The 19,642-nt window shown below is 63.1% G+C and carries 20 protein-coding genes; 9 read left to right on the forward strand and 11 right to left on the reverse strand.

Annotation, left to right across the window (positions count from 1 at the left end; genetic code table 11):
- The first annotated feature begins 7 nt into the window (after nt 1-7).
- Both NXT3_RS04705 and rnhA read left to right on the forward strand, forming a co-directional pair.
- Nucleotides 8-988 (forward strand): homoserine kinase, encoded by a 981-nt coding sequence (locus NXT3_RS04705; protein ID WP_104838868.1) that lies wholly within the window; start codon nt 8-10, stop codon nt 986-988.
- On the forward strand, nt 985-1,446 hold the full coding sequence (rnhA, locus tag NXT3_RS04710; RefSeq protein ID WP_037413409.1) for a ribonuclease HI: 462 nt from the start codon (nt 985-987) through the stop codon (nt 1,444-1,446). Before NXT3_RS04705 ends, rnhA begins: the two co-directional genes overlap by 4 nt.
- Nucleotides 1,447-1,630: 184 nt before the next feature.
- On the opposite strand, the gene NXT3_RS04720 is transcribed toward rnhA, so the two are convergent.
- Together NXT3_RS04720 and NXT3_RS04725 are read right to left on the reverse strand one after the other, a co-directional pair.
- Complete coding sequence (locus tag NXT3_RS04720) at nt 1,631-2,116, reverse strand: peroxiredoxin (protein WP_037413410.1); 486 nt, start codon at nt 2,114-2,116, stop codon at nt 1,631-1,633.
- Nucleotides 2,117-2,188: 72 nt separating this feature from the next.
- Nucleotides 2,189-3,031, reverse strand: coding sequence for a protein-disulfide reductase DsbD domain-containing protein (locus tag NXT3_RS04725; RefSeq protein ID WP_176536606.1), 843 nt, complete (start codon nt 3,029-3,031; stop codon nt 2,189-2,191).
- 245 nt (nt 3,032-3,276) lie between these two features.
- Between NXT3_RS04725 and NXT3_RS04735 the strand changes: the two genes are divergently transcribed.
- Nucleotides 3,277-3,882, forward strand: a complete 606-nt coding sequence (locus NXT3_RS04735) for a YqgE/AlgH family protein (RefSeq protein ID WP_104838869.1) — start codon at nt 3,277-3,279, stop codon at nt 3,880-3,882.
- A 32-nt stretch (nt 3,883-3,914) separates the two neighbouring features.
- Here NXT3_RS04735 and NXT3_RS04740 read toward each other — a convergent pair whose 3' ends face one another.
- The 4 genes from NXT3_RS04740 to thrC form a co-directional block, all read right to left on the reverse strand.
- The gene (locus tag NXT3_RS04740; protein WP_097526279.1) at nt 3,915-6,827 is read right to left on the reverse strand and encodes a sensor domain-containing phosphodiesterase; all 2,913 of its coding nucleotides are present in this window, start codon (nt 6,825-6,827) and stop codon (nt 3,915-3,917) included.
- Complete coding sequence (locus tag NXT3_RS04745; protein WP_104839934.1) at nt 6,827-7,438, reverse strand: GNAT family N-acetyltransferase; 612 nt, start codon at nt 7,436-7,438, stop codon at nt 6,827-6,829. Before NXT3_RS04745 ends, NXT3_RS04740 begins: the two co-directional genes overlap by 1 nt.
- Nucleotides 7,439-7,699: 261 nt before the next feature.
- A complete protein-coding gene (locus tag NXT3_RS04750; RefSeq protein WP_104838870.1) occupies nt 7,700-9,001 on the reverse strand; it encodes a M16 family metallopeptidase in 1,302 nt (433 codons plus the stop codon).
- A gap of 14 nt (nt 9,002-9,015) precedes the next feature.
- Nucleotides 9,016-10,422 (reverse strand): threonine synthase, encoded by a 1,407-nt coding sequence (thrC, locus tag NXT3_RS04755; RefSeq protein ID WP_172900163.1) that lies wholly within the window; start codon nt 10,420-10,422, stop codon nt 9,016-9,018.
- Between the two features lie 410 nt (nt 10,423-10,832).
- Between thrC and NXT3_RS04760 the strand changes: the two genes are divergently transcribed.
- On the forward strand, nt 10,833-11,381 hold the full coding sequence (locus tag NXT3_RS04760) for a hypothetical protein (protein ID WP_104838871.1): 549 nt from the start codon (nt 10,833-10,835) through the stop codon (nt 11,379-11,381).
- A gap of 194 nt (nt 11,382-11,575) precedes the next feature.
- Here the strand turns inward: NXT3_RS04760 and NXT3_RS04770 are convergent, their stop codons facing one another.
- Together NXT3_RS04770 and NXT3_RS04775 are read right to left on the reverse strand one after the other, a co-directional pair.
- Entirely contained in the window at nt 11,576-12,682 is a 1,107-nt protein-coding gene (locus NXT3_RS04770; RefSeq protein WP_037413418.1) for an ABC transporter substrate-binding protein, read from the reverse strand.
- Between the two features lie 243 nt (nt 12,683-12,925).
- Nucleotides 12,926-13,621, reverse strand: coding sequence for an HAD family hydrolase (locus tag NXT3_RS04775; protein ID WP_037413420.1), 696 nt, complete (start codon nt 13,619-13,621; stop codon nt 12,926-12,928).
- A 170-nt stretch (nt 13,622-13,791) separates the two neighbouring features.
- Between NXT3_RS04775 and NXT3_RS04780 the strand changes: the two genes are divergently transcribed.
- Complete coding sequence (locus NXT3_RS04780) at nt 13,792-14,460, forward strand: GntR family transcriptional regulator (RefSeq protein WP_097526278.1); 669 nt, start codon at nt 13,792-13,794, stop codon at nt 14,458-14,460.
- 52 nt (nt 14,461-14,512) lie between these two features.
- Nucleotides 14,513-14,941: a DUF1284 domain-containing protein gene (locus tag NXT3_RS04785; protein ID WP_037413424.1), complete on the forward strand. Its 429-nt coding sequence runs from the start codon at nt 14,513-14,515 to the stop codon at nt 14,939-14,941.
- On the opposite strand, the gene NXT3_RS04790 is transcribed toward NXT3_RS04785, so the two are convergent.
- On the reverse strand, nt 14,936-15,598 hold the full coding sequence (locus tag NXT3_RS04790) for a winged helix-turn-helix domain-containing protein (protein WP_104838873.1): 663 nt from the start codon (nt 15,596-15,598) through the stop codon (nt 14,936-14,938). The two genes, NXT3_RS04785 and NXT3_RS04790, sit on opposite strands and share 6 nt — an antisense overlap.
- An 89-nt stretch (nt 15,599-15,687) precedes the next feature.
- Between NXT3_RS04790 and NXT3_RS04795 the strand changes: the two genes are divergently transcribed.
- The 3 genes from NXT3_RS04795 to NXT3_RS04805 all read left to right on the forward strand — a co-directional run bounded on the left by NXT3_RS04795 (nt 15,688) and on the right by NXT3_RS04805 (nt 17,617).
- A complete protein-coding gene (locus NXT3_RS04795; protein WP_037413749.1) occupies nt 15,688-16,008 on the forward strand; it encodes an NIPSNAP family protein in 321 nt (106 codons plus the stop codon).
- A 4-nt stretch (nt 16,009-16,012) separates the two neighbouring features.
- A complete protein-coding gene (locus NXT3_RS04800) occupies nt 16,013-16,369 on the forward strand; it encodes an antibiotic biosynthesis monooxygenase family protein (protein WP_097526276.1) in 357 nt (118 codons plus the stop codon).
- Nucleotides 16,370-16,486: 117 nt separating this feature from the next.
- On the forward strand, nt 16,487-17,617 hold the full coding sequence (locus NXT3_RS04805) for a site-specific DNA-methyltransferase (protein ID WP_037413429.1): 1,131 nt from the start codon (nt 16,487-16,489) through the stop codon (nt 17,615-17,617).
- Between the two features lie 182 nt (nt 17,618-17,799).
- On the opposite strand, the gene NXT3_RS04810 is transcribed toward NXT3_RS04805, so the two are convergent.
- Both NXT3_RS04810 and NXT3_RS04815 read right to left on the reverse strand, forming a co-directional pair.
- Nucleotides 17,800-18,837, reverse strand: a complete 1,038-nt coding sequence (locus NXT3_RS04810; protein ID WP_037413430.1) for a calcium-binding protein — start codon at nt 18,835-18,837, stop codon at nt 17,800-17,802.
- A gap of 130 nt (nt 18,838-18,967) precedes the next feature.
- Nucleotides 18,968-19,630, reverse strand: coding sequence for an HAD family hydrolase (locus NXT3_RS04815; protein ID WP_037413432.1), 663 nt, complete (start codon nt 19,628-19,630; stop codon nt 18,968-18,970).
- Between the last annotated feature and the right edge of the window lie 12 nt (nt 19,631-19,642).

Raw genomic sequence — 19,642 nt, forward strand, 5'->3', positions numbered from 1 at the left:
GCGACCCTTGGCAGTTTACACCGATATCACGGAAGACGACCTGATCCGCTTTCTGGCCGCCTATGACGTGGGCGTTCTGACCTCCTACAAGGGCATCGCCGAAGGCGTCGAGAATTCGAACTTCCTTCTCCATACGACCAAGGGCTCCTATATCCTCACGCTCTACGAAAAGCGGGTGAATGCCGATGACCTGCCGTTCTTCCTGGGGCTGATGCACCATCTCGCGGAAAGGGGGCTTTCCTGCCCGCTCCCCTTGCCGCGTGCCGATGGCGAACTGCTCGGCACGCTGTCCGGCCGGCCGGCCGCCGTCATCTCCTTCCTCGAAGGCATGTGGCTGAGGAAGCCCGAGGCGCAGCATTGCCGCGAAGTCGGCCGGGCGCTGGCATCGATGCACGAAGCGGGCGAAGGGTTCCCGTTGAAACGAACCAATGCGCTCTCGGTCGGTGGCTGGCGGCCGCTCTGGCGGAATTCCGAGGCGCGCGCCGACGAGGTGCAGGACGGCTTGAAGGACGAGATCGCGGCGGAACTCGCGTTTCTCGAAGAGCACTGGCCGAAGGGCCTGCCGGACGGCGTGATCCATGCCGACCTCTTCCCCGACAACGTCTTCTTCCTAGGCGATCGCCTTTCCGGATTGATCGATTTCTATTTCGCCTGCAACGACTTCCTCGCCTATGACATCGCCGTTTGTCTGAACTCCTGGTGCTTCGAGAAGAACGGCTCCTATAACATCACCAAGGGAATGGCCTTGCTCTCCGGTTACGAAAGCGTACGGAGTCTGACCGCGGAGGAGGTAGCGGCGCTGCCGTTGTTGGCCCGAGGCTCGGCGCTGCGCTTCTTCCTGACGCGCCTCTACGACTGGCTGACGACGCCGGCCGGCGCCCTCGTGGTCAAGAAGGACCCGCTCGAATATCTGACGAAACTCCGCTTCCACCGCGCCGTCGTATCGAGCGCCGAATATGGCCTGCGGCGCGCCGAGGCTTTGCAATGAAGCATGTCGACATCTTTACCGACGGCGCTTGCTCGGGCAATCCGGGGCCGGGCGGCTGGGGAGCGGTGCTGCGCTATGGCGAAGTGGAAAAGGAGATGTGCGGGGGCGAGGCGGAGACGACCAACAATCGCATGGAACTTACGGCCGCTATCTCGGCGCTCAACGCCCTGAAGCAGCCCTGCGAGGTCGATCTGCACACCGACAGCAAATATGTCATGGACGGCATTTCGAAGTGGATCCACGGCTGGAAACGCAACGGCTGGAAGACCGGTGACAGGAAACCGGTGAAGAACGGCGAACTCTGGCAGGCGCTCGATGAGGCGCGGGGCCGGCATCAAGTGACCTGGCACTGGGTCAAGGGCCACGCCGGCCATCCGGAAAACGAGCGCGCCGACGAGCTGGCACGCAAGGGAATGGAGCCGTTTAAGAAGCCGGGCCGCCTGGCTGCGGCGAAGTAGCGCCACACGCCCAGTATCACTTTTCGAATACCTGATTGACGGGCAATTGCCCCTCACCCTAGCCCTCTCCCCGCCCGCGGGGAGAGGGGACTTCAGAGTGCGCCGCGAGTCCCCCCGCCCCGCTTGCGGGGAGAAGGTGCCGGCAGGCGGATGAGGGGCTGAGACTAACGCCAATCCCTATCGATCAAAGCTGTTCCAGCATTGCCGCCGCGCCGGAAACGGTCGCCTGGCCCGGGGAGTCTTCGACGTTCAGCGACTTGACCACGCCGTCGTCGACGAGCATCGAGTAGCGCTTCGAGCGGATGCCGAGTGTGCCGGCCGACAGATCGATATCGAGGCCGAGCGCCTTGGTGAAGGCAGCGTTCCAGTCGGATAGGAAATGGATCTTGCCCATGCCGCCGGATGCCGTTGCCCAGGCGCTCATCACATGCAGGTCATTGACGGCGACGACGGCGATATCGTCGATGCCACGCGCGAGGATCGCGTCGCGGTTCTCCAGATAGCCGGGAAGATGATTGAGCGAGCAGGTCGGGGTGAACGCCCCCGGGACGGCGAAAAGGACGACGCGCTTGCCCTTGAAGAGCTGGTCGGTGGTGATCTCGACCGGGCCGTCGGCGGTCTTTTCCTTGAAGGTTGCGTTGGGCAGCTTGTCTCCGACAGCAATGGTCACGGTTCTCTCCTCGAATTCAACTCGCGGTCCGGCAAAGGGGTTGCCGAGCCTGCGAGCGACTATAGGAACGCGTCAGTCAAAGGCAAGCGTGGTTTCCATGCTCAGATCGCCGGCACGCACGGTAATCGCAATCGCCTTGCCGCCCATCTTTCGGTCCTTGCCGGAGAACTTCACGGGAATGTCCACGCGGCGCTCGGCGCCGGAGAGGTCGCCCACGACCGGTGCTCCGAAGGAGAGACCCGCCGGCCCAGCGAGGAAAATCTCCGGTTCGCCCGCGTCTTGCGGAAGCCGGAGATCGAGGTGCATGATGCCGGCATCCTCTTCGAAGTCTGTCATCGTGACCCTGAAGTGATCGGATGGCGGCTTCGGAAGTGCCGCCACGGCCTCCTCGATGCGCGCGCCGTCCAGTGGATTGTCGAAGACACCGGCCTTCAGCGCCAGATCCAGTGTGCCTTGGACCGGGATGCAGATGTCTTCGCAAACGCCCAGGAAAACGGAAGCCCGGACGGTCAGGTCCTTTTCGCCGCTTACCCGTTTCAGCGTGAGCGGGAAGGCAACCGAGCTGTCGTAACCGACATAGCGTCCCGGTCCCTCGCCGAAGGTCTTCGGTGCGGGAAACCGGATCGCCTCCAGAGCGACGCCGCCTTCCGGATCGAGGGTGATCTGCGGCGGTATTCCGCTCGCGCCGGGGTCGCGCCAGTAGGTTTTCCAGCCGGGCTCGAGCTTGATTTCGAGCACCGCTGGAATGGAGCCGTCCGGTCTTGGCTGCGAGGCGACAAGGCGGATCGCCCCGCCGGGGGAGGCCAACCAGTCGCTGCTGGCGGCCTCGGACTGGTACGGCAAAAAAAGAGCGACGAGCAGACTTGCCTTCGCGAGGCGCTGAGCCATCTTCTTCCTGGTTCGGCATCTGGTCATGACCTAGCACTAGCGCGTTTCCGCATTCGTCTCCAGCCGCCGCGAAAGGCCGCCGATCATATCTGCTTGATCGACGATGCCGGGTAAATGGTTCGCCCGTACTGGGCTCCAACTGTGGAATTCGCTTGTCTTTGCATCGTTGGAGCTGGAGATCGACGCGAAGGAGCGTCGTGCGTGCAAATTTCGGCCCGCGCCACGTAGAGGCGCTTTTCATTTCGTGCCGAATTGATAGGCTATCTTTCATTATGGCAACAACGGCGCAGCCAAAGATACGCGAACGTGGTTTCCTTGACGGTCAGTTCCTGATCGCCATGCCCAGCATGTTCGATGCCAATTTCGCCCGCACGGTGATCTTCGTCTGCGCCCATTCGGAAGACGGCGCGATGGGCTTCGTGTTGAACCGGCCCCAGCGGCTGACCTTCCCGGACGTGCTCCTGCATCTGCAACTGCTCGACCCGGAAGAAGCGATCCGGCTGCCTTCGGCGGCACGTGAGTTCCAGATCCAGGCTGGCGGGCCGGTCGAGACCGGTCGTGGTTTCGTCCTGCATTCGGACGATTACCTGAGCGACTCGAGCATTCCGGTCAGCGACGATATCTGCCTGACGGCGACGCTCGACATCGTCAAGGCCATTTCGCGCGGCGAGGGGCCCGTCAAGGCCACCATGCTGCTCGGCTATGCCGGCTGGGGACCGGGGCAGCTCGAAAGCGAAATCGCCAACAACGGCTGGCTGACATGCCCGGCGCGTGAAGAGCTGATCTTCAGCCGTGACCTCGACGAGAAATACGATCAGGCGCTTGCGCTGATCGGCGTCTCTTCGGCGATGCTTTCCCCCGATGCCGGCCACGCCTAATCGAAGGCTCGGTTTCCTGCTTCTTTCCCCGATTACGCTCTCTTCATGAGCGGAAAGCGCTCCTTCAGGAGCCGCAGGATCGATTCCGAGCCGACGGGCGGGCCGAACAGGAAGCTCTGGCCATAATCGCAGCCCATCTGCGCGAGCTGGATCGCATCCTCCTCCGATTCTATGCCTTCGGCGACGACCCGCATGTCGAGTTCGCGCGCCATGGCGATCACCGAGCGCAGCACGACGCCGCGCTTGTCGCTCGGATCGCGCACCAGCGCCTTGTCGATCTTGATCGTGTCGAAGGGGAAGCGGGTCAGATAGGAAAGCGAAGAATGGCCGGTGCCGAAGTCGTCGAGGGCGAGCCGCAATCCGGCTTCCCGGAGCTTTTCGAGCACGAGCCGGGCCTGTTCCGGATTCTCCATCACCAGCGATTCGGTCAGCTCCATCTTCACCTTCGCCGGATCGCAGCGGTTCTTGTTGAGGATGGTCCGGACGTCGTCATAGAGCCCGCTGTTGAGCAGCTGCGCACTCGAAAGATTGATCGCGACGAAGATCGGCAGATCGCCCGTCTGGATCTGCCATTCGGAAAGGTCGCTCGTCGCCTGGTCGAAGGCGAACATGCCGAGCTGGTTTATGACGTCGGAATTCTCCGCGATCGGGATGAATTCGGTCGGCGAGATACTGCCGCGCTTCGGATGGTCCCAGCGCATCAGCGCTTCGAAACCGGCGACCTCGGCATCGCTGAGACGCACGATCGGCTGGTAGACGAGCGACAGTTCCTTGCGTTCGATCGCCCGCTTCAGGTCCGCTTCGAGCTGCAGGCGATCCGATCCGGATGTTCGGAAGGCCGGCCGGAAGGGCTCGACGCGGTTGCCGCCCTCCTTCTTGGCGCGAAACATCGCAAGCTCCGCATCGTCGAGCAGGCTTGCGGCGCTCTGCTCCTGGTCGAGCCAGGAAACGAGACCGATCGAGGCGGTGAGATTAATCTCGCGGTTGCCGTAGTTGAGCGGCACCATGATCGCCTTGCTGACCGCATCGGCGAAATCGGCGATCTTCGCCGGATCGCGCTCGGACATCAGGATCAGCCCGAACTGGTCGCCGCCGAGGCGGGCAAGCGTGTCCTGCGGCCGCAGCAGCCGGCGCAGCCGCCGCGTCAACGCGATCAGAATGTTGTCGCCGGCGGCGATCCCGAGCAGGTCGTTGACCTGCTTGTAGCGGTCGATGTCTATGGCGAGAACGGTCGGCCGCGTCGAAGCGATGCCGTCGGACATCAGAAGGATGGCCTGCAGGCGATCGAGGAAAACCTGCCGGTTCGGCAGGCCGGTGAGGTTGTCGAGGAGCGCGTTCTGCAGCAGCCGCTCGACCGAATTGCGCTGTTCGGTGATGTCGACGATGGTGCCGACGCAGCGGATGATCTCGCCATTGGCGCCCAGCACGGGCCGCGCCCGGATCGACAGCCAGTGATAGTGCCCATCCTCGGCGCGCACGCGAAATTCGTGGTTCAAGCGGCCGCGTCTGTGTTCGAGAAGCACATCCAGGGTCGCCCTGAACCGGTCGCGATCGTCCGGATGCAGCCGCGGCACCCAATTGCGGACCGGTCCGTTCATCGTGCCGAGCGAAAGGCCGAGCTGGTGCGAAATATCCGGGATCGTCACGACGCGGTCGCGCGCCACGTCCCAGTCCCAGACGGTGTCGCCGGAGCCGGTCAGCGCCAGCGCCTGCCGCTCGAGGTCCGAGAAGAGACCCTGCTGGTATGCGCCGCCGGCAAAGGCATGCTGCATCACCGTGAAGCCGATCAAGAGGACGATCAACACGAGGCCGCCGCCGAGGGCCGGCTGGACGATGTCATTGGCGAGCTGACCGGTGACCGCCAGCCACGCGCCGAACAGCCAGACGAGGATCAGGAGCCAGGCCGGAACGAGAAGGATGGCGCGGTCGTAGCGGTTAAAGCCGAGATAGGCGATCAGCACGATGCCGACCGTCGCCGTCAGCGCAAAGGAGAGACGGGCGATGCCCGATGCGATCGCGGGATCGTAGACGGCGACGCCGAAGAGCAGTGCCAGGCCGAGAATCCAGGCGAGCGTCGCGTAGCCGAGATGCTGATGCCAGCGGTTGAGGTTCAGATAGGTGAAAAGGAAGATTACCAGCCCCGCCGCCAGAAAGACTTCCGTTCCTGCTCGCCATATGCGTTCGTCGCCAGCCGTCACGCTGATCAGCTTCGACAGAAAGCCGAAGTCGACACAGATATAGGCGAGAACCGCCCAGGCAAGCGCCGCCGTCGCCGGCAGCATCGAGGTGCCCTTGACGACGAAGAGAATGGTCAGGAAGACCGCGAGCAGCCCGGCAATCCCGAGCACGATGCCGCGATAGAGCGTAAAGGCGTTGACCGTGTCCTTGTAGGCGTCGGGCTGCCACAGATAGATCTGCGGCAGTTCCGGCGTCGCAAGCTCGGCGACGAAGGTGATGACGGCGCCGGGGTTGAGGGTGATGCGGAACACGTCCGCCTCGTCGCTCGGCTGTCGGTCGAGCGCGAAGCCCTCGCTCGGCGTGATCGACAGGATGCGTTGCGAGCCGAGGTCCGGCCAGAACAGTTTCGAATTGACCAGCCGGAAATGCGGCGCGACGATCACCCGCTCGAGCTGCTCCTCGGAGACATTTGCAAGCGCGAAGACGGCCCAGTCGCCCTGATGATGCTCCGTGCTCGATCGGACCTCGATGCGCCGCACGATGCCGTCCGTGCCGGGCGCGGTGGACACTTGGAAAGCCTCGCCCCGGCCGGAATAAATTTCCGTCGTGGCCGTCAGGTCGAGTGCCGTGTCCTCGCGCGAGATCTTGACCGGTTCGAGAGCATGGGCGACACCGCCGGCGGTGCCGAAGATGAAAACGGCGAATGCCGCCAGAAACGCCGCCACCCTTGCGGCTGGCCATGCGGTCGGCTTGCGGATCACGGGCATCAAAGGGGCATATTCCTGTTCGGTACGGCATCCCCGGACAGAAGCGAGAACATCAGGTGATCGCGCCACTGGCCGTTTATCTTCAAGTACTGTCTCAAGTAGCCTTCGCGTTCAAAGCCGGCCTTTTCAAGGAGCCGGATGCTCCTTGCGTTCTCTGGAATACAGGCTGCTTCAATACGGTGCAACTCGAGGGTCGAAAAGATGTAGGGGATGGTCAGCTTCAGCGCCTCGTACATGTGGCCCTGGCCGGCATGTTTCTGCCCCATCCAGTAGCCGATCATGCAATTCTGCGCCGCACCCCTGCGGATATGGCCGATCGTCAGGCCGCCGAGGAGAACCTCGTCCGGTCTGCGGAACAGGAACAACGGCACCGCCTGGCCGGAAGCATATTCCTGTTCGTTGCGGATGACGCGGCTGCGAAACGCGCTCTCGGTCATCTCGTCAGCCCGCCAGGTGGGCTCCCACGGTTCGAGGAAGCCGCGGCTCGCGCTGCGCAATTGATACCATTGCCGATAATCGGCGTAGCGCGGCAGGCGGAGAAGGTAATCCTGATTGGCGATTTCGACCGATTCGGGCTGCCTCGACAGGAACCGAAATACCGATCGTGCCATATATGCCTCCGGCCCCAAACTCGCATGCCGGCGGGCGGAGATCGGCTTCATGCTCTTCCTCATCCCGCTCAGGTCAATCTACACAGCCGGACCGAAATCCCAGCCCGGACCGCGCCATCATGCAAGAGTTCGAAGGCGCCGTGTCATTGCGAAGCGTTGCACAAGTTAACGCCTAAATCGAATCCGATTTTAGAAATTGTGCAAGAAAGGCACGGGCCCCGCAGGTGCTGCCCGCACTCTGAAGATCGGGGATTGCGCCCGCTAGCCGGCGAGCGCCTGGACGGCAGCGGGTTTGATATTCAAAGACGACAGAATGTCGCTCACCGGGGCGAGCTGTTCGAGCGGGCCGATCGCCGAAAGGGTAGGGGTCGTATCGAAGAAGAGCCGGCCGGCGAGATCGGTCAGCCGCTCTATGGTGATGCCGGACAGCCGCTCCATCAGCTCTTCGTTTGGAATGGGGCGCCCATAGAGCATCATCTGGCGGGCGATCTGGCCGGCGCGCGCCGCCGGGCTTTCCTGTCCCATCAGCAGTTGCGCCCGGATCTGCGCACGGGCACGCTCGATCTCCTGCTGGTCGATGCTCGCCGACGATTTGCGCAGCTCCTCGATGATGACCGGCATCAGCTCGGGGAGATTTTCCCCGCCGGTAGCGGCGTGGATGCCGAAGATGCCGGTATCGGAAAAGCCCCAATGGAAGGCGTAGACCGAATAACAGAGGCCGCGATGTTCGCGCACCTCCTGAAAGAGGCGGGACGACATGCCGCCGCCGAGGATATTGGCAAGGATCTGCGAACAGTAGAAGTCGCGGGCGTGATAGGCCCGGCCTTCGAAGCCGAGCAGCACCTGCGCGTCCATCAGGTCACGGCTCTCGCGGCTGTCGCCGCCCGTGTAGCGCGCTGTATCGAGGACCGGAGTCGACAGCGGCGTGACGGGCAGCGTGGAAAAGCGCTCCTCGACCTGGCGCACGATCGTGTCGTGGTCGACGGCGCCGGCGGCAACGATGAACATCCTGTCGGTCGTATAATTGCGGCCGAGATATTGGCGGATCTGACCGGGGGTGAACGACATCACCGTTTCGGGCGTGCCGAGAATGGGCCGCCCGACCGTCTGGTCGCGGTAGGCGGTCTCGGCGAAGCGGTCGAAGACCACATCGTCCGGCGTGTCGTCGGCCGCGCCGATCTCCTGCAGGATGACGTGCTTCTCGCGCCGCAGCTCCTCCTCGTCGAAGGTTGATTCCGTCAGAATGTCCGCAAGGATGTCGACCGCCAGCGGCACGTGGTCCTTCAGCACCCGCGCGTAATAGGAGGTGGTCTCGGTGGAGGTGGCGGCGTTGACCTCGCCGCCGACGTTTTCGATCTCTTCGGCGATCTGGCGGGCGCTGCGCCGTCTTGTCCCTTTGAAAGCCATGTGCTCCAGCAGATGCGCAATTCCGTGTTCATCCACGGTCTCGTTGCGCGAACCGGATTTGATCCAGACCCCGAGCGCCACGCTTTCCAAATGCGGCATTCGCTCGCTTACCACCGTCAGCCCGGAAGGGAGCCGGGTGCACTCAACTTTCATCATCCGTATCTTTCGTTCTATTCCCGAACGCGGGTACGCTCGCCGATGAAGGTTTCGACGTTCTTCAGCTCCGCATCCAGGATATCGAAACGCTCCGCCCTAGTCATGAGATCAGCAAGCCACGTCGGAAGCGTGGGGTCAATACCACTCGCCGATTTTACCGCGTCGGGAAATTTCGCGGGGTGAGCGGTCCCGAGCGCCACCATTGGCGCCGACGGCTTCTCGTGCTTGGCGGCGACCGAGACGCCGATTGCCGTATGCGGATCAAGGAGATAGCCGGATTTCTCGAAGGTTTCGCGGATCGTCGCCGCCACCTGCTTCTCCGAGGCGCGGCCGGCGCGAAATTCCTTGCGAATTTTTTTCAGTGCGCCCTCTTCGATGGCAAAGGAACCGGATTGCTTGAGGCTTTCCATGGCGGCGCGCACCCCTGCCGCCTCGCGGCCATAGGCCTCGAACAACAAGCGCTCGAAGTTGGACGAGATCTGAATGTCCATCGAGGGCGAGGTCGTCGCCTTGACCTCGCGCATCTCGTAGCGGCCGGTCTTCAGCGTGCGCGCCAGAATGTCGTTTTCATTGGTGGCGATGATCAGCCTGTCGATCGGCAAGCCCATGCGCTTGGCGACATAGCCGGCGAAGATATCGCCGAAATTGCCGGTCGGCACCGTGAAGGAGATCCTCCGGTCCGGGCCGCCGAGCGCGATCGCCGTGGTGAAGTAATAGACGATCTGAGCCATGATGCGCGCCCAGTTGATCGAATTGACCCCCGACAGCTTAACCCGGTCGCGAAACGCCGTGTCGTTGAACATGGCTTTGACGAGGTTCTGGCAATCGTCGAAATTGCCCTTGATAGCGATCGCATGGACGTTCGACGCCCCCGCGGTCGTCATCTGCCGCTGCTGCACCGGCGAGACCTTGCCGTGCGGGAAGAGGATGAAGATGTCCGTCCTTTCCCGGCCGGCAAAGGCGTCGATCGCGGCACCGCCGGTATCGCCGGAGGTTGCCCCGACGATCGTCGCCCGTTCGCCGCGCTCGGCGAGCACATGATCCATGAGGCGCGCCAGCAATTGCATGGCGACGTCCTTGAAGGCGAGCGTCGAACCGTGGAAGAGCTCCATGACGAAGGAGTTGGGGCCGGTCTGGACAAGCGGGGCGATGGCCGGATGGCGGAAGGTCGCATAGGCCTCGTCGATCATCTCGCGGAACTTCGCGGCCGGAATTTCACCGTTCGTGAAGGGCTCGAGAACAGCGAAAGCGATTTCCTGATAGGACTTGCCGCGCAGCGCACGGATTTCCTTTTTCGAGAAGGCCGGCCATTCTTTCGGCAGGTAGAGGCCGCCGTCACGAGCAAGCCCTGCCAGAAGAGCGTCGCAGAAACCGAGGGGTGCTGCTTCCCCGCGCGTCGAAATATACTTCACCTTCTTCATCCTTCGTTACCGCATCTCAAAGTTACAGCAGACAGTCTGGCGGAGGACCGCCCCTCTCGCCGCGCTATCACGCCGATATTGCATAACCCTTCAAGGAAGAACCGCCGCCCGGCCCCCTATTTGTTCCAGTTCGCCGTAAATCGCGCGGACATTTTTGTCACCATGGCAAATTTCCGAATGCTTCGGAAAGTGAGGCTTGCGATGGCCCGCCGGTCGATTTTTCGATTTGCCGCTGCTATAGACGATGCCCGAGGGTCGAGAAAGGCCCTCGAAGATCGTCGGTCCGGAGGAGGAGGGGATTGCAGATGGGTTCCTGCTCCGGCCATCAAAAGGATTGCGCCAGCTTCGGCCGAATTCGCCGCGGTTGCCGTGATCTCAAAGTCTCACCGGTTCAGTAGGGGTCGTGCAACGTGTCTGGCAAAGTGTCTCGCCATCTTATCGCAATGTCTGTCCTTTTGGTCGCCGCAGGCTGTAACAAAACGCAAGACGGCGGCGCCATCGAGGCCGGCGGCACCGCGAACGCACTGACGCCGGCGGTGATCCAGGCGGCTTGCCCGCCGGTGACGCTGCGGGACGGCACCGCCTCCTATCGCACCTATGCGAAGGGCGGCAAGGACGATCCGACCAAGGTGGTCTACCAGGCCTCGCTAGCCGATACCACGCGGCAATGCGTGCAGAGCGCGGACACACTGACGGTGACCGTGGTCGCCCAGGGCCGTGTCGTCGCCGGCCCCGCCGGCGGTCCGGGCAAGATTACCATGCCTATCCGCGTGGCGGCGACCGACGGGGAAAAGACGCTCTATTCCGAACTGACGCAATATCCGGTCGAAGTCCCGCCGGGCAGCACCAACACGCAATTCGTCTTCACCAGGGCCAACGTCACCCTGCCGGCCGGAGCCGGAGCCGATGCCAAGATCTTCGTCGGCTTCGACGAGGGACCGCAGAAGGCGAAGCAGTAGCAGGCCGCACAGGTGCGGGGGAGTTGCCCCTTACGCTGACCCGATACGGTGCCGCGAGTCCCCTTCGCCCCGCCTGCGGGGAGAAGGTGGCCGGCAGGCCGGATGAGGGGCAGACTCCAAGAAAAACAACTCTTTGCAGCCACTTATAAAAACGCCGAGGCAATGCCCGGCGTTTCCACGCGTCCGCGGCCGGGTTATTCGGCCGCCACGCTCTTGCCCGCTTCCCATTTGTAGAGCGAGAAGCTCGGCGAGGTGAGATCGCCGCTCTCGCCATAGGTCAGCTTGCCGATGACCGTGTCGATCGCCTCGCCGGATTTGATCGCGGTCGCAACCGCGGTCGCATCCTCGGCCGAGCCTGCCTTCTCGATGCCGGCCTTGAGCACCTGGACGGCGGCATAGGCGTTGAGCGTGAAGGCTTCCGCCGGGATGTTCTTGACATTGAGCGCCTCGATCACCGGGGCGGCGGCCGGGTGGCGGGTGGCGTCGCTCGCATTCGTGTAGATCGTTCCCTCGGCAGCGTTGCCGCCGATCGCCCAAAACTCGGTGTTGGAGAGACCGTCGCCGCCGATCAGCTGCGCATTGACACCCTGGTCGCGCATCTGCCGGATCATCAGGCCGGCCTCGGCGTGGTAGCCGCCGAAATAGACGACCTCGACATTCTCGGCCTTGAGGCGTGTGACGATGGCGCTGAAGTCCTTTTCACCGGGGTTCAAGCCCTCGTAGACGACTTCCGTGATGCCGCCTGCGTTGATCGCCGCCTTGAAGCCATCGGCGAGGCCCTTGCCGTAAGCACCCTTGTCGTGCAGGACGGCGACGCGCTTGTCCTTGAGATTCTTGACGACATAGTCGGCCGCGACCACGGCCTGCTGGTCGTCGCGGCCGCAGGTGCGCAGCACGTTCCAAAGCCCGCGGGTGGTAAGGTCGGGCGTGGTTGCCGTCGGCGTGACCATGAGGATGCCGTTCTCGGCGAGCACGTCGGATGCCGGCATCGCCGTGCCGGAAAGCACCGGCCCTACGACATAGCGCACGCTCTCTCCGGCGAGCTGGTTGGAAACGGAAACAGCCTGCTTCGGCTCGCCAGCATCGTCGACGATCTTGATGACGATCTTCTCGCCCTTGATGCCGCCGGCATTGTTGATTGCTTCGGCCGCTGCCTCGGCGCCGTTCTTCACCTGCTCGCCAAAGGCCGCGACCGGGCCGGTGAGCGGCGTGATCACGCCGATCGTGATATCGGCATGGGCGAGCGGCGCGAAAGCCACGCCGGCAGCCAGGGTTAGTCCGGTCAATAGTGAAAGACGCATCGTGGTTCCTCCTTGGAAATAACCTCTACAGCGCCCGGACATACGGAGGCCGCCATAGCGCTTTGAACTGCTGCGCGGCCCTACCCGGAACCATGCAGTGGTCGATCTTGATATAGCTCTCGTGCGCCGTTCGAAAACCCGCGGTTTCTCGCAGGAAACCATGGGTCTTCCACCGCATGCCGCCTTTCGAGGGCGCCGATGATGAGCGGCGCGAAGGGCCGTCGGAATTAGAGAGGGTGAGGGTCAGGCCGTCAGGGACTCGGACCATTCGGCAAGCGCGGCGACGACGCCGGGCAGGACGGCCATCCGCGAGATAACGGTCTCGGCGCCGGCCTCCGTCAGCTTGTCAGCATGCGAGGCATAGCTATGCGAGCCCCCCGTGAAGCCGACGACGCGCATGCCGGCGGCGCGCGCCCCGTGGACGCCGTGCACCGAGTCCTCGATGACGAGGACGCGTGCCGGGTCGACGCCGAACTGGGCGGCGCCATGCAGGAAGATGTCCGGCTTCGGCTTGACCCGGTCCGGGCCAAGATCGCGCGCCGAATAGATATGCTTGCCGAAATGGTCCTGAATGCCGACCTTGCCGAGCATCGTTGCGAGCCGCGCTGAGGTCGAGTTCGAGCAGATGCAGTGCGGCAGCGTCAGCTGCAGCAGTACGGGCTTGACGCCGTCGATGATCTTGACGTCGCGGGCGAGCCGCTTGTCGAGAATGGTGTCGACGCGATCGATCAAAGAAGCCGAGAGCGGAATGCTGGCTTCCTTCTCGATCGCCAGCAGCGTGTCGCGCCAGGTCATGCCGGCAAAGCGCTCGCTCATTTCCTCGACACTGATCGGGTAGCCGGCTTCCGTCAGAAGTCCGGCCTCGACTTCCGAGGCGATGATTTCCGAATCGACGAGCACGCCGTCGCAGTCAAAGATGATGAGATCGAAACCGGTCATTTTGCGTCCTTGGGAGAGGCGCGCCGCTGGCGGGGAGGAGGCTCGATGCGGCGCGAAAACAGGTCCGGGCAGATTTATACGATGGTGGATCAAAGCTCAACCTTTGGAAATCGTCTTGCGGAAGTTGTGCCTTGCTCGACAGGCTCGGGCTGCACCTCTATCTGTAGCGCATGACAAACGAACGCGATGACACGATTGCAAGCCGGATCAGCCGGGCGCTCGCCGAAAGGATCATCTCCGGGGCGCTCCCTCCGGGCGAGCGGTTGCGTCAGGACCATGTTGCCGAGGAGTTCGGCGCGAGCCACGTGCCGGTGCGTGAGGCTTTCCGACGGCTCGAGGCGCAAGGCCTTGCCGTTAGCGAGCCGCGCCGGGGCGTGCGGGTCGCCTCCTTCGATCTCAAAGAGGTGCGCGAGGTGGCGGAGATGCGCGCGGCACTCGAGGTGCTGGCGCTCCGCCATGCCATACCCCACCTGGCACCCGCCATTCTCGATCGCGCCGAGGCGGCCACGGCCGCGGCGGACAGATCCCGCGACGTGCGTAGCTGGGAGGCGGCAAACCGAGCGTTCCACCGTTTGATCCTCGAGCCCTGTGCCATGCCGCGCCTGCTCGCCGCGATTGACGACCTTCATGCGGCAAGCGCCCGGTTTCTCTTCTCCGCCTGGCGATCCAGCTGGGAGGCACGCACCGACCACGACCACCGCGCCATTCTTGCAGCGCTGCGCCAGGGGAGAGGCGAGGAGGCTGCCTCGATCCTCGAGCGCCATGTCGGCTGGATCGGCAAGACGCCGGTAAAGACCGCCGGCGGGGAAGTCCGCGACGCCTTTTCTATCGTCGGATAGCGGCGATCTGCCGTAAACTGCGACTTCGGAAACCGGGACGAGGTGACATTCCATGGTTCGCCTGCGCGGCCACCATCTCCTGTGTCTGCTGACCTATGTCGGCAAGGGCTACACGGCCGCCTTCACCCGCAACTATCTCGGGATCGCCGCCCGCCTTTCCTCCGGCGAGGCGATCGAAATCGTCCAAGGCCCGGACGATATCTGCGCTCCCATGCTGGATGATCCCGACGCCCATTGCCGGAACGACAGTGTTCTTGACCGTGACGACAAAGCCTTGACCGCCGTCGCCGATCTGCTGGGCATGTCGCTGACGGCCGGCTCGGTCCTCCAACTGGACGGCGAGCGCCTGGAGCGGCTGCGTGCCGCGTTTGCGGCAGACTCGATACGGGCAGCCTGCGAGGCGTGCGAATGGGCGCAGTTTTGCACACGGATCGCGGGCGACGGTTTTGCCGACGCGCTCGTCAAGGCCAAGCGCCTATAGCGGAAAGAGCTCCAGGAAGGCTTTTTCGCCCCTGTCGGTGAAACAAATCACGCGGCTGTCCTTCTCGCGTTTCGCCCAGCCGTTGTCGATGAACAGCCTGAGCAGCGCCTCGCCGAGCGAGCCGGCGAGATGCGAACGGCGTTCGCTCCAGTCGAGGCAGGTTCGGCAGATCGGCCGTCGGGATTTTTGAAGCGCGGGGTAGTCGATGCCGAGCGCCTCGATGCGATGCCGTCCTGCATCGGTCAAGGCGAGGTCCTCTCCAGTCACTTCGATCTGGCGGTCCGCGACCAGACTGTCCAGCAGGCGCACGCCATAGTCGCCGGCGAGGTGGTTGTAGCAGATGCGCGCCTTTCTGAGCGCCGGATCCTTCGGCCCCGGCCGATGCCTCGTCAGGCCGCGGCTGGCGGCGAAACCCATGAGGCTTTCGAGCATCAGCCCAACCTCGTCTTCGGCCAAGGCATAGTAGCGATACCGACCCTGCTTGCGCTGCGTCAGCAATCCGCCGGCCTCGAGCTTGGCGAGATGCGAGCTCGCGGTCTGCAGCGTGATGCCGGCGTGCGCCGCAAGCTCCGTTGGCGTCAGCGCCTGTCCGCCCATCAGCGCGGTCAGCATGTTGGCGCGGGCCGGATCGCCGATCAGCGATCCGATGAGGGCGATATCGGGACCTTCCTTCCTACTTCGATCGTAGTCGAAGCATTCCGGCCGAACAAGCGGGCATGATGCAAATCATCAACAAGGAGAAGATCATGATCACCTGCTTCATTCGCTACGAGATCGATCCCTTCCGCAAGGAGGATTTCGCTACCTATTCCCGCAATTGGGGCGAGGCCATTCCACGCTGCGGTGCTGACCTCATCGGCTATTTCGGTCCGCACGAAGGCTCGGCGACGACCGCCTATGGCGTCTACAACATCGAAAGCCTCGCCGCCTACGAGGCGTACCGGGCGCGTCTTGCCGCCGATCCGCTCGGCCGCGAGAATTACGAATTCGCGCGGCGCGAGCGTTTCATCCTCAAGGAAGATCGCATCTTCCTGAAGAACGTCTCGCTGCCACATGGGAAGGAGTGATGCGATGATCGCGGTGATTTTTGAGGTTCTGCCGGCCGAGGGCAAGCGCGAAGCCTATCTCGCCCTTGCCGCCGACCTGCGGTCGCTGCTCGACGGGATAGACGGCTTCATCTCGATCGAGCGATTCCAGAGCCTTACCGATCCGAACAAGCTGCTGTCGCTCTCCTTCTGGCGCGACGAAGCGGCGGTGAAGGCCTGGCGCAATGGTGCGGAACATCGCGCGGCACAGGCCGCGGGGAGGAATGGCGTCTTCGCCGACTATCGCCTGCGGATCGCGGCGGTCGTTCGCGACTACGGCCTCAACGAACGGCATGAGGCGCCAGCGGACAGCCGGGAGTGGCACGAGCACGATACGAACTGACCGAGAGGGGCATGGCAGCGACGCAAATTTCCCGGGCGGCCTTCAAGCTTTGGTAACCATCTTCGGTAACCATAAGTGCTATAGTCAGTCCCGAGTAAGCGTATTTGCGAGTTGCCCATGTCTTCAGTTGTTTCGCTTGCCGAAATCTCCCGAGCCGCCCGTCCGCTGAGCTGGCTGGACAGCATCATCAAAGGAGATTGCGTGGCTGCGCTGAACGCGCTCCCCGACAATTCGGTCGACGTCGTCTTCGCCGATCCGCCCTATAATCTGCAGCTGGGCGGCATGCTGCACCGGCCGGACCAGTCGCTGGTCGACGCTGTCGACGACGAATGGGACCAGTTCGCTTCCTTCGAGGCCTATGATGCCTTCACCCGCGCCTGGCTGCTTGCCTGCCGCCGCGTGTTGAAGCCGACCGGCACACTCTGGGTAATCGGCTCCTACCACAATATCTTCCGGGTCGGCGCGATCCTGCAGGACTTGCATTTCTGGATCCTGAACGACATCATCTGGCGCAAGACCAATCCGATGCCGAACTTCAAGGGTCGCCGCTTCCAGAACGCCCACGAAACGCTGATCTGGGCGACGCCGAACGCCAAGGCCAAGGGCTACACCTTCAATTACGAGGCGATGAAGGCCGCGAACGACGACGTGCAGATGCGCTCCGACTGGCTGTTCCCGATCTGCTCCGGTTCGGAGCGGCTGAAGGGCGACGACGGCAAGAAGGTGCATCCGACGCAGAAGCCGGAAGCGTTGCTCGCCCGCATCCTGATGGCTTCGACCAAGCCCGGCGACGTGGTGCTCGATCCCTTCTTCGGCTCCGGCACCACCGGCGCGGTTGCAAAGCGCCTCGGCCGCCATTTCGTCGGCATCGAGCGCGAACAGGACTATATCGACGCCGCAGCCGAACGCATCGCCGCAGTCGAGCCGCTCGGCAAGGCGACTCTGTCCGTGATGACCGGTAAGAAGGCCGAACCGCGCGTCGCTTTCAATACGCTCGTCGAGAGCGGCTTGATCAAGCCCGGCACGGTGCTGACCGATGCTAAGCGCCGCTACAGCGCCATCGTGCGCGCCGACGGCACGCTTGCCTCTGGCGGCGAGGCCGGCTCGATCCACCGCCTCGGCGCCAAGGTTCAGGGCCTCGACGCCTGCAACGGGTGGACGTTCTGGCATTTCGAAGAAGGGAATACTCTGAAGCCGATCGACGAACTCAGATCCGTCATTCGAAATGACCTGGCAAAACTGAACTGATCAACCAGTTCCGCTTGGGTCTTCGAAAAAGCGCTCTGCCCGGTTTTGTACCTTCAGTCCCGGGAGGAGAGCTTTAAACGCCCGGAATCCGTAAGGGATTCCGGGCGTTTGTATGAGGTGGGATGCCCTCCCGCTGCCGCGACCTTCTCCCTTGACGGGGAGAAGGGGCACGCCGCGCCGCCTCAGAGGAAGAAATCGTCGACCCGCAGGCTGGTGACGCCGTTCACCTTGATCTGGAAGTCGGCATAGCCGTCGCCGTTGACGTCGCCGGACAGGACGCCGGAGCGGAAGTTCAGTTCGCCGGCGTCTCCCGAAAACGCGCTGCCGCCGATGAAGGTGAATTTCTGATTGCCGCTCCAGGTCGTGTCGGCATCGATCGTCGAAAGGTCGATGACGTCGAACTCGGAGCGGCGGAAATCGGCGATCACGTCGCGGCGGGAGCCGACCACCGATTCGGAGATCGCGTTGAAATCGAAGCTGTCGGTGCCGGTCCCGCCGACCAGATAGTCGAAGCCACTGCCGCCGCGCATGATATCGGCGCCGGAGCCGCCATAGAGATCGTCGTCACCGCTGCCGCCGTCAAGGAAGTCGTCGCCGGCGAGGCCCTCGATAATGTCGTGGCCGCCCAGCCCGCGCAGCGTGTTGGCAACAGAACTGCCGGTGATATCGTCATGGCCGTAATTCGTGCCGGTGGCGTTCTCGATGCTAATGAGGTCCTCGCGCCGGCCGCTGCCGGTGGTCGCGTATTTGTTGCCGAGGTCGATCGTCACGCCCTTGCCGCGCTCCGAGCTCCAGTCGTCCTGGAACTGGTAGCTGACGGTGTCGATGCCGGTGCCGCCGTTGAAGTAGTTGTTGAATCCGGCCGAGAGGAAGGTGTCGTTGCCACTTTCGCCGTAATAGTCGCTGGCATAGCCGTCGATTTCGAAGCGGTCATTGCCGCTGCCGGCATAGACGACATCGTAGGAGCTCGTGTCGCGTGCCCGGATGTCGGCAACATAGATGTCGTTTCCGGCACCCATATAAATGTCGTTGCCGCCCTCGTAGGAATTCACCACGAGATCATTGCCGTAGCCCGCATCGACGTAGTTGTATCCGCCGTAGCTGTCGGTCCTGTTCAGGTAGATGTCGTCGTCGCCGTCATAGCCATAGATTTCGACCTCGATATAGCTGTTCTGCTTGAGGATATCGGCGTAATTCGTACCGTAGATGCGCGTGACCATTAGCTCGACCTTTTCAGCGAAGGCGTTGAAATCTAACGCGGATCATGGAGGAACAAAGCTGAATGGCGGGTGAACCGAATGCGGCGTTTTCGTGAATTCGCTGGCCGGTTCGGCGGTCAGGAACGCGCTGTCAGGCCTGGGTCGCCACTGCCGGACCGACACCGTCAAGCACGTCCAACGGTTGCACGCCATAGGCTGCCAGATCGGCCCTCAGCCTTTGGGCATCGACGAAGTGCACGGCCTGCCAGCCCGCCGCCCGGGCGCCTTCAACATTGGCCAGGCTGTCGTCGATGAAGATCGTCGCCGCGGGGTCGAGACCGAAGGTACGGGCATGGGTCCAGTAGATTTCGACATCCGGCTTGATCAGCCCGACGTCGCCCGAAACCGTGACGCCGCGCGGCAGCGTCAGGAAGGGAAAGCGCTTCTGCGCCTCGCGGAACGTGTCGGAGGCGAAGTTGGTCAGCATCGTCACGTCGCGGCCTTCGGCGATCAGGCTTTCCATCAGCGCGACCGTATCTTCATAGGCGTGCGGCACCATCTCGTGCCAATGCCGGCGGAAGGCGCGGATATGCTCTTGCCGTTCCGGATGCTCCTCGATCAACAGCGCCTCGGCCTCCTCCCAGGAACGGCCCCGGTCCTGTTCGATGTTCCAGTCGTGGGTACAGACATTGGCGAAGAACCAGCTGCGTTCCGCCTCGTCCGGGATGATCCGCGCGTAGGGGATCTGCGGATCGTAATGGATCAGCACCTTGCCGATGTCGAAAACGATGTGGCGGATGTCGACGCTGCTCATTGGTAATCCTGC

Source organism: Sinorhizobium fredii, from assembly GCF_002944405.1.
Classification (GTDB): domain Bacteria; phylum Pseudomonadota; class Alphaproteobacteria; order Rhizobiales; family Rhizobiaceae; genus Sinorhizobium; species Sinorhizobium fredii_C.

What these genes read in the sequence shown, in the direction of transcription:
- NXT3_RS04780 (WP_097526278.1), top strand. Translation starts at nt 13,792, where the DNA reads ATGACAAACGAACGCGATGACACGATTGCAAGCCGGATCAGCCGGGCG.
- thrC (WP_172900163.1), bottom strand. Translation starts at nt 10,422, where the DNA reads ATGAAGAAGGTGAAGTATATTTCGACGCGCGGGGAAGCAGCACCCCTC.
- NXT3_RS04775 (WP_037413420.1), bottom strand. Translation starts at nt 13,621, where the DNA reads ATGACCGGTTTCGATCTCATCATCTTTGACTGCGACGGCGTGCTCGTC.
- NXT3_RS04745 (WP_104839934.1), bottom strand. Translation starts at nt 7,438, where the DNA reads ATGGCACGATCGGTATTTCGGTTCCTGTCGAGGCAGCCCGAATCGGTC.
- NXT3_RS04740 (WP_097526279.1), bottom strand. Translation starts at nt 6,827, where the DNA reads ATGCCCGTGATCCGCAAGCCGACCGCATGGCCAGCCGCAAGGGTGGCG.
- NXT3_RS04785 (WP_037413424.1), top strand. Translation starts at nt 14,513, where the DNA reads ATGGTTCGCCTGCGCGGCCACCATCTCCTGTGTCTGCTGACCTATGTC.
- NXT3_RS04750 (WP_104838870.1), bottom strand. Translation starts at nt 9,001, where the DNA reads ATGATGAAAGTTGAGTGCACCCGGCTCCCTTCCGGGCTGACGGTGGTA.
- NXT3_RS04810 (WP_037413430.1), bottom strand. Translation starts at nt 18,837, where the DNA reads ATGGTCACGCGCATCTACGGTACGAATTACGCCGATATCCTCAAGCAG.
- NXT3_RS04770 (WP_037413418.1), bottom strand. Translation starts at nt 12,682, where the DNA reads ATGCGTCTTTCACTATTGACCGGACTAACCCTGGCTGCCGGCGTGGCT.
- NXT3_RS04800 (WP_097526276.1), top strand. Translation starts at nt 16,013, where the DNA reads ATGATCGCGGTGATTTTTGAGGTTCTGCCGGCCGAGGGCAAGCGCGAA.
- NXT3_RS04735 (WP_104838869.1), top strand. Translation starts at nt 3,277, where the DNA reads ATGGCAACAACGGCGCAGCCAAAGATACGCGAACGTGGTTTCCTTGAC.
- NXT3_RS04795 (WP_037413749.1), top strand. Translation starts at nt 15,688, where the DNA reads ATGATCACCTGCTTCATTCGCTACGAGATCGATCCCTTCCGCAAGGAG.
- NXT3_RS04815 (WP_037413432.1), bottom strand. Translation starts at nt 19,630, where the DNA reads ATGAGCAGCGTCGACATCCGCCACATCGTTTTCGACATCGGCAAGGTG.
- NXT3_RS04805 (WP_037413429.1), top strand. Translation starts at nt 16,487, where the DNA reads ATGTCTTCAGTTGTTTCGCTTGCCGAAATCTCCCGAGCCGCCCGTCCG.
- NXT3_RS04725 (WP_176536606.1), bottom strand. Translation starts at nt 3,031, where the DNA reads ATGACCAGATGCCGAACCAGGAAGAAGATGGCTCAGCGCCTCGCGAAG.
- rnhA (WP_037413409.1), top strand. Translation starts at nt 985, where the DNA reads ATGAAGCATGTCGACATCTTTACCGACGGCGCTTGCTCGGGCAATCCG.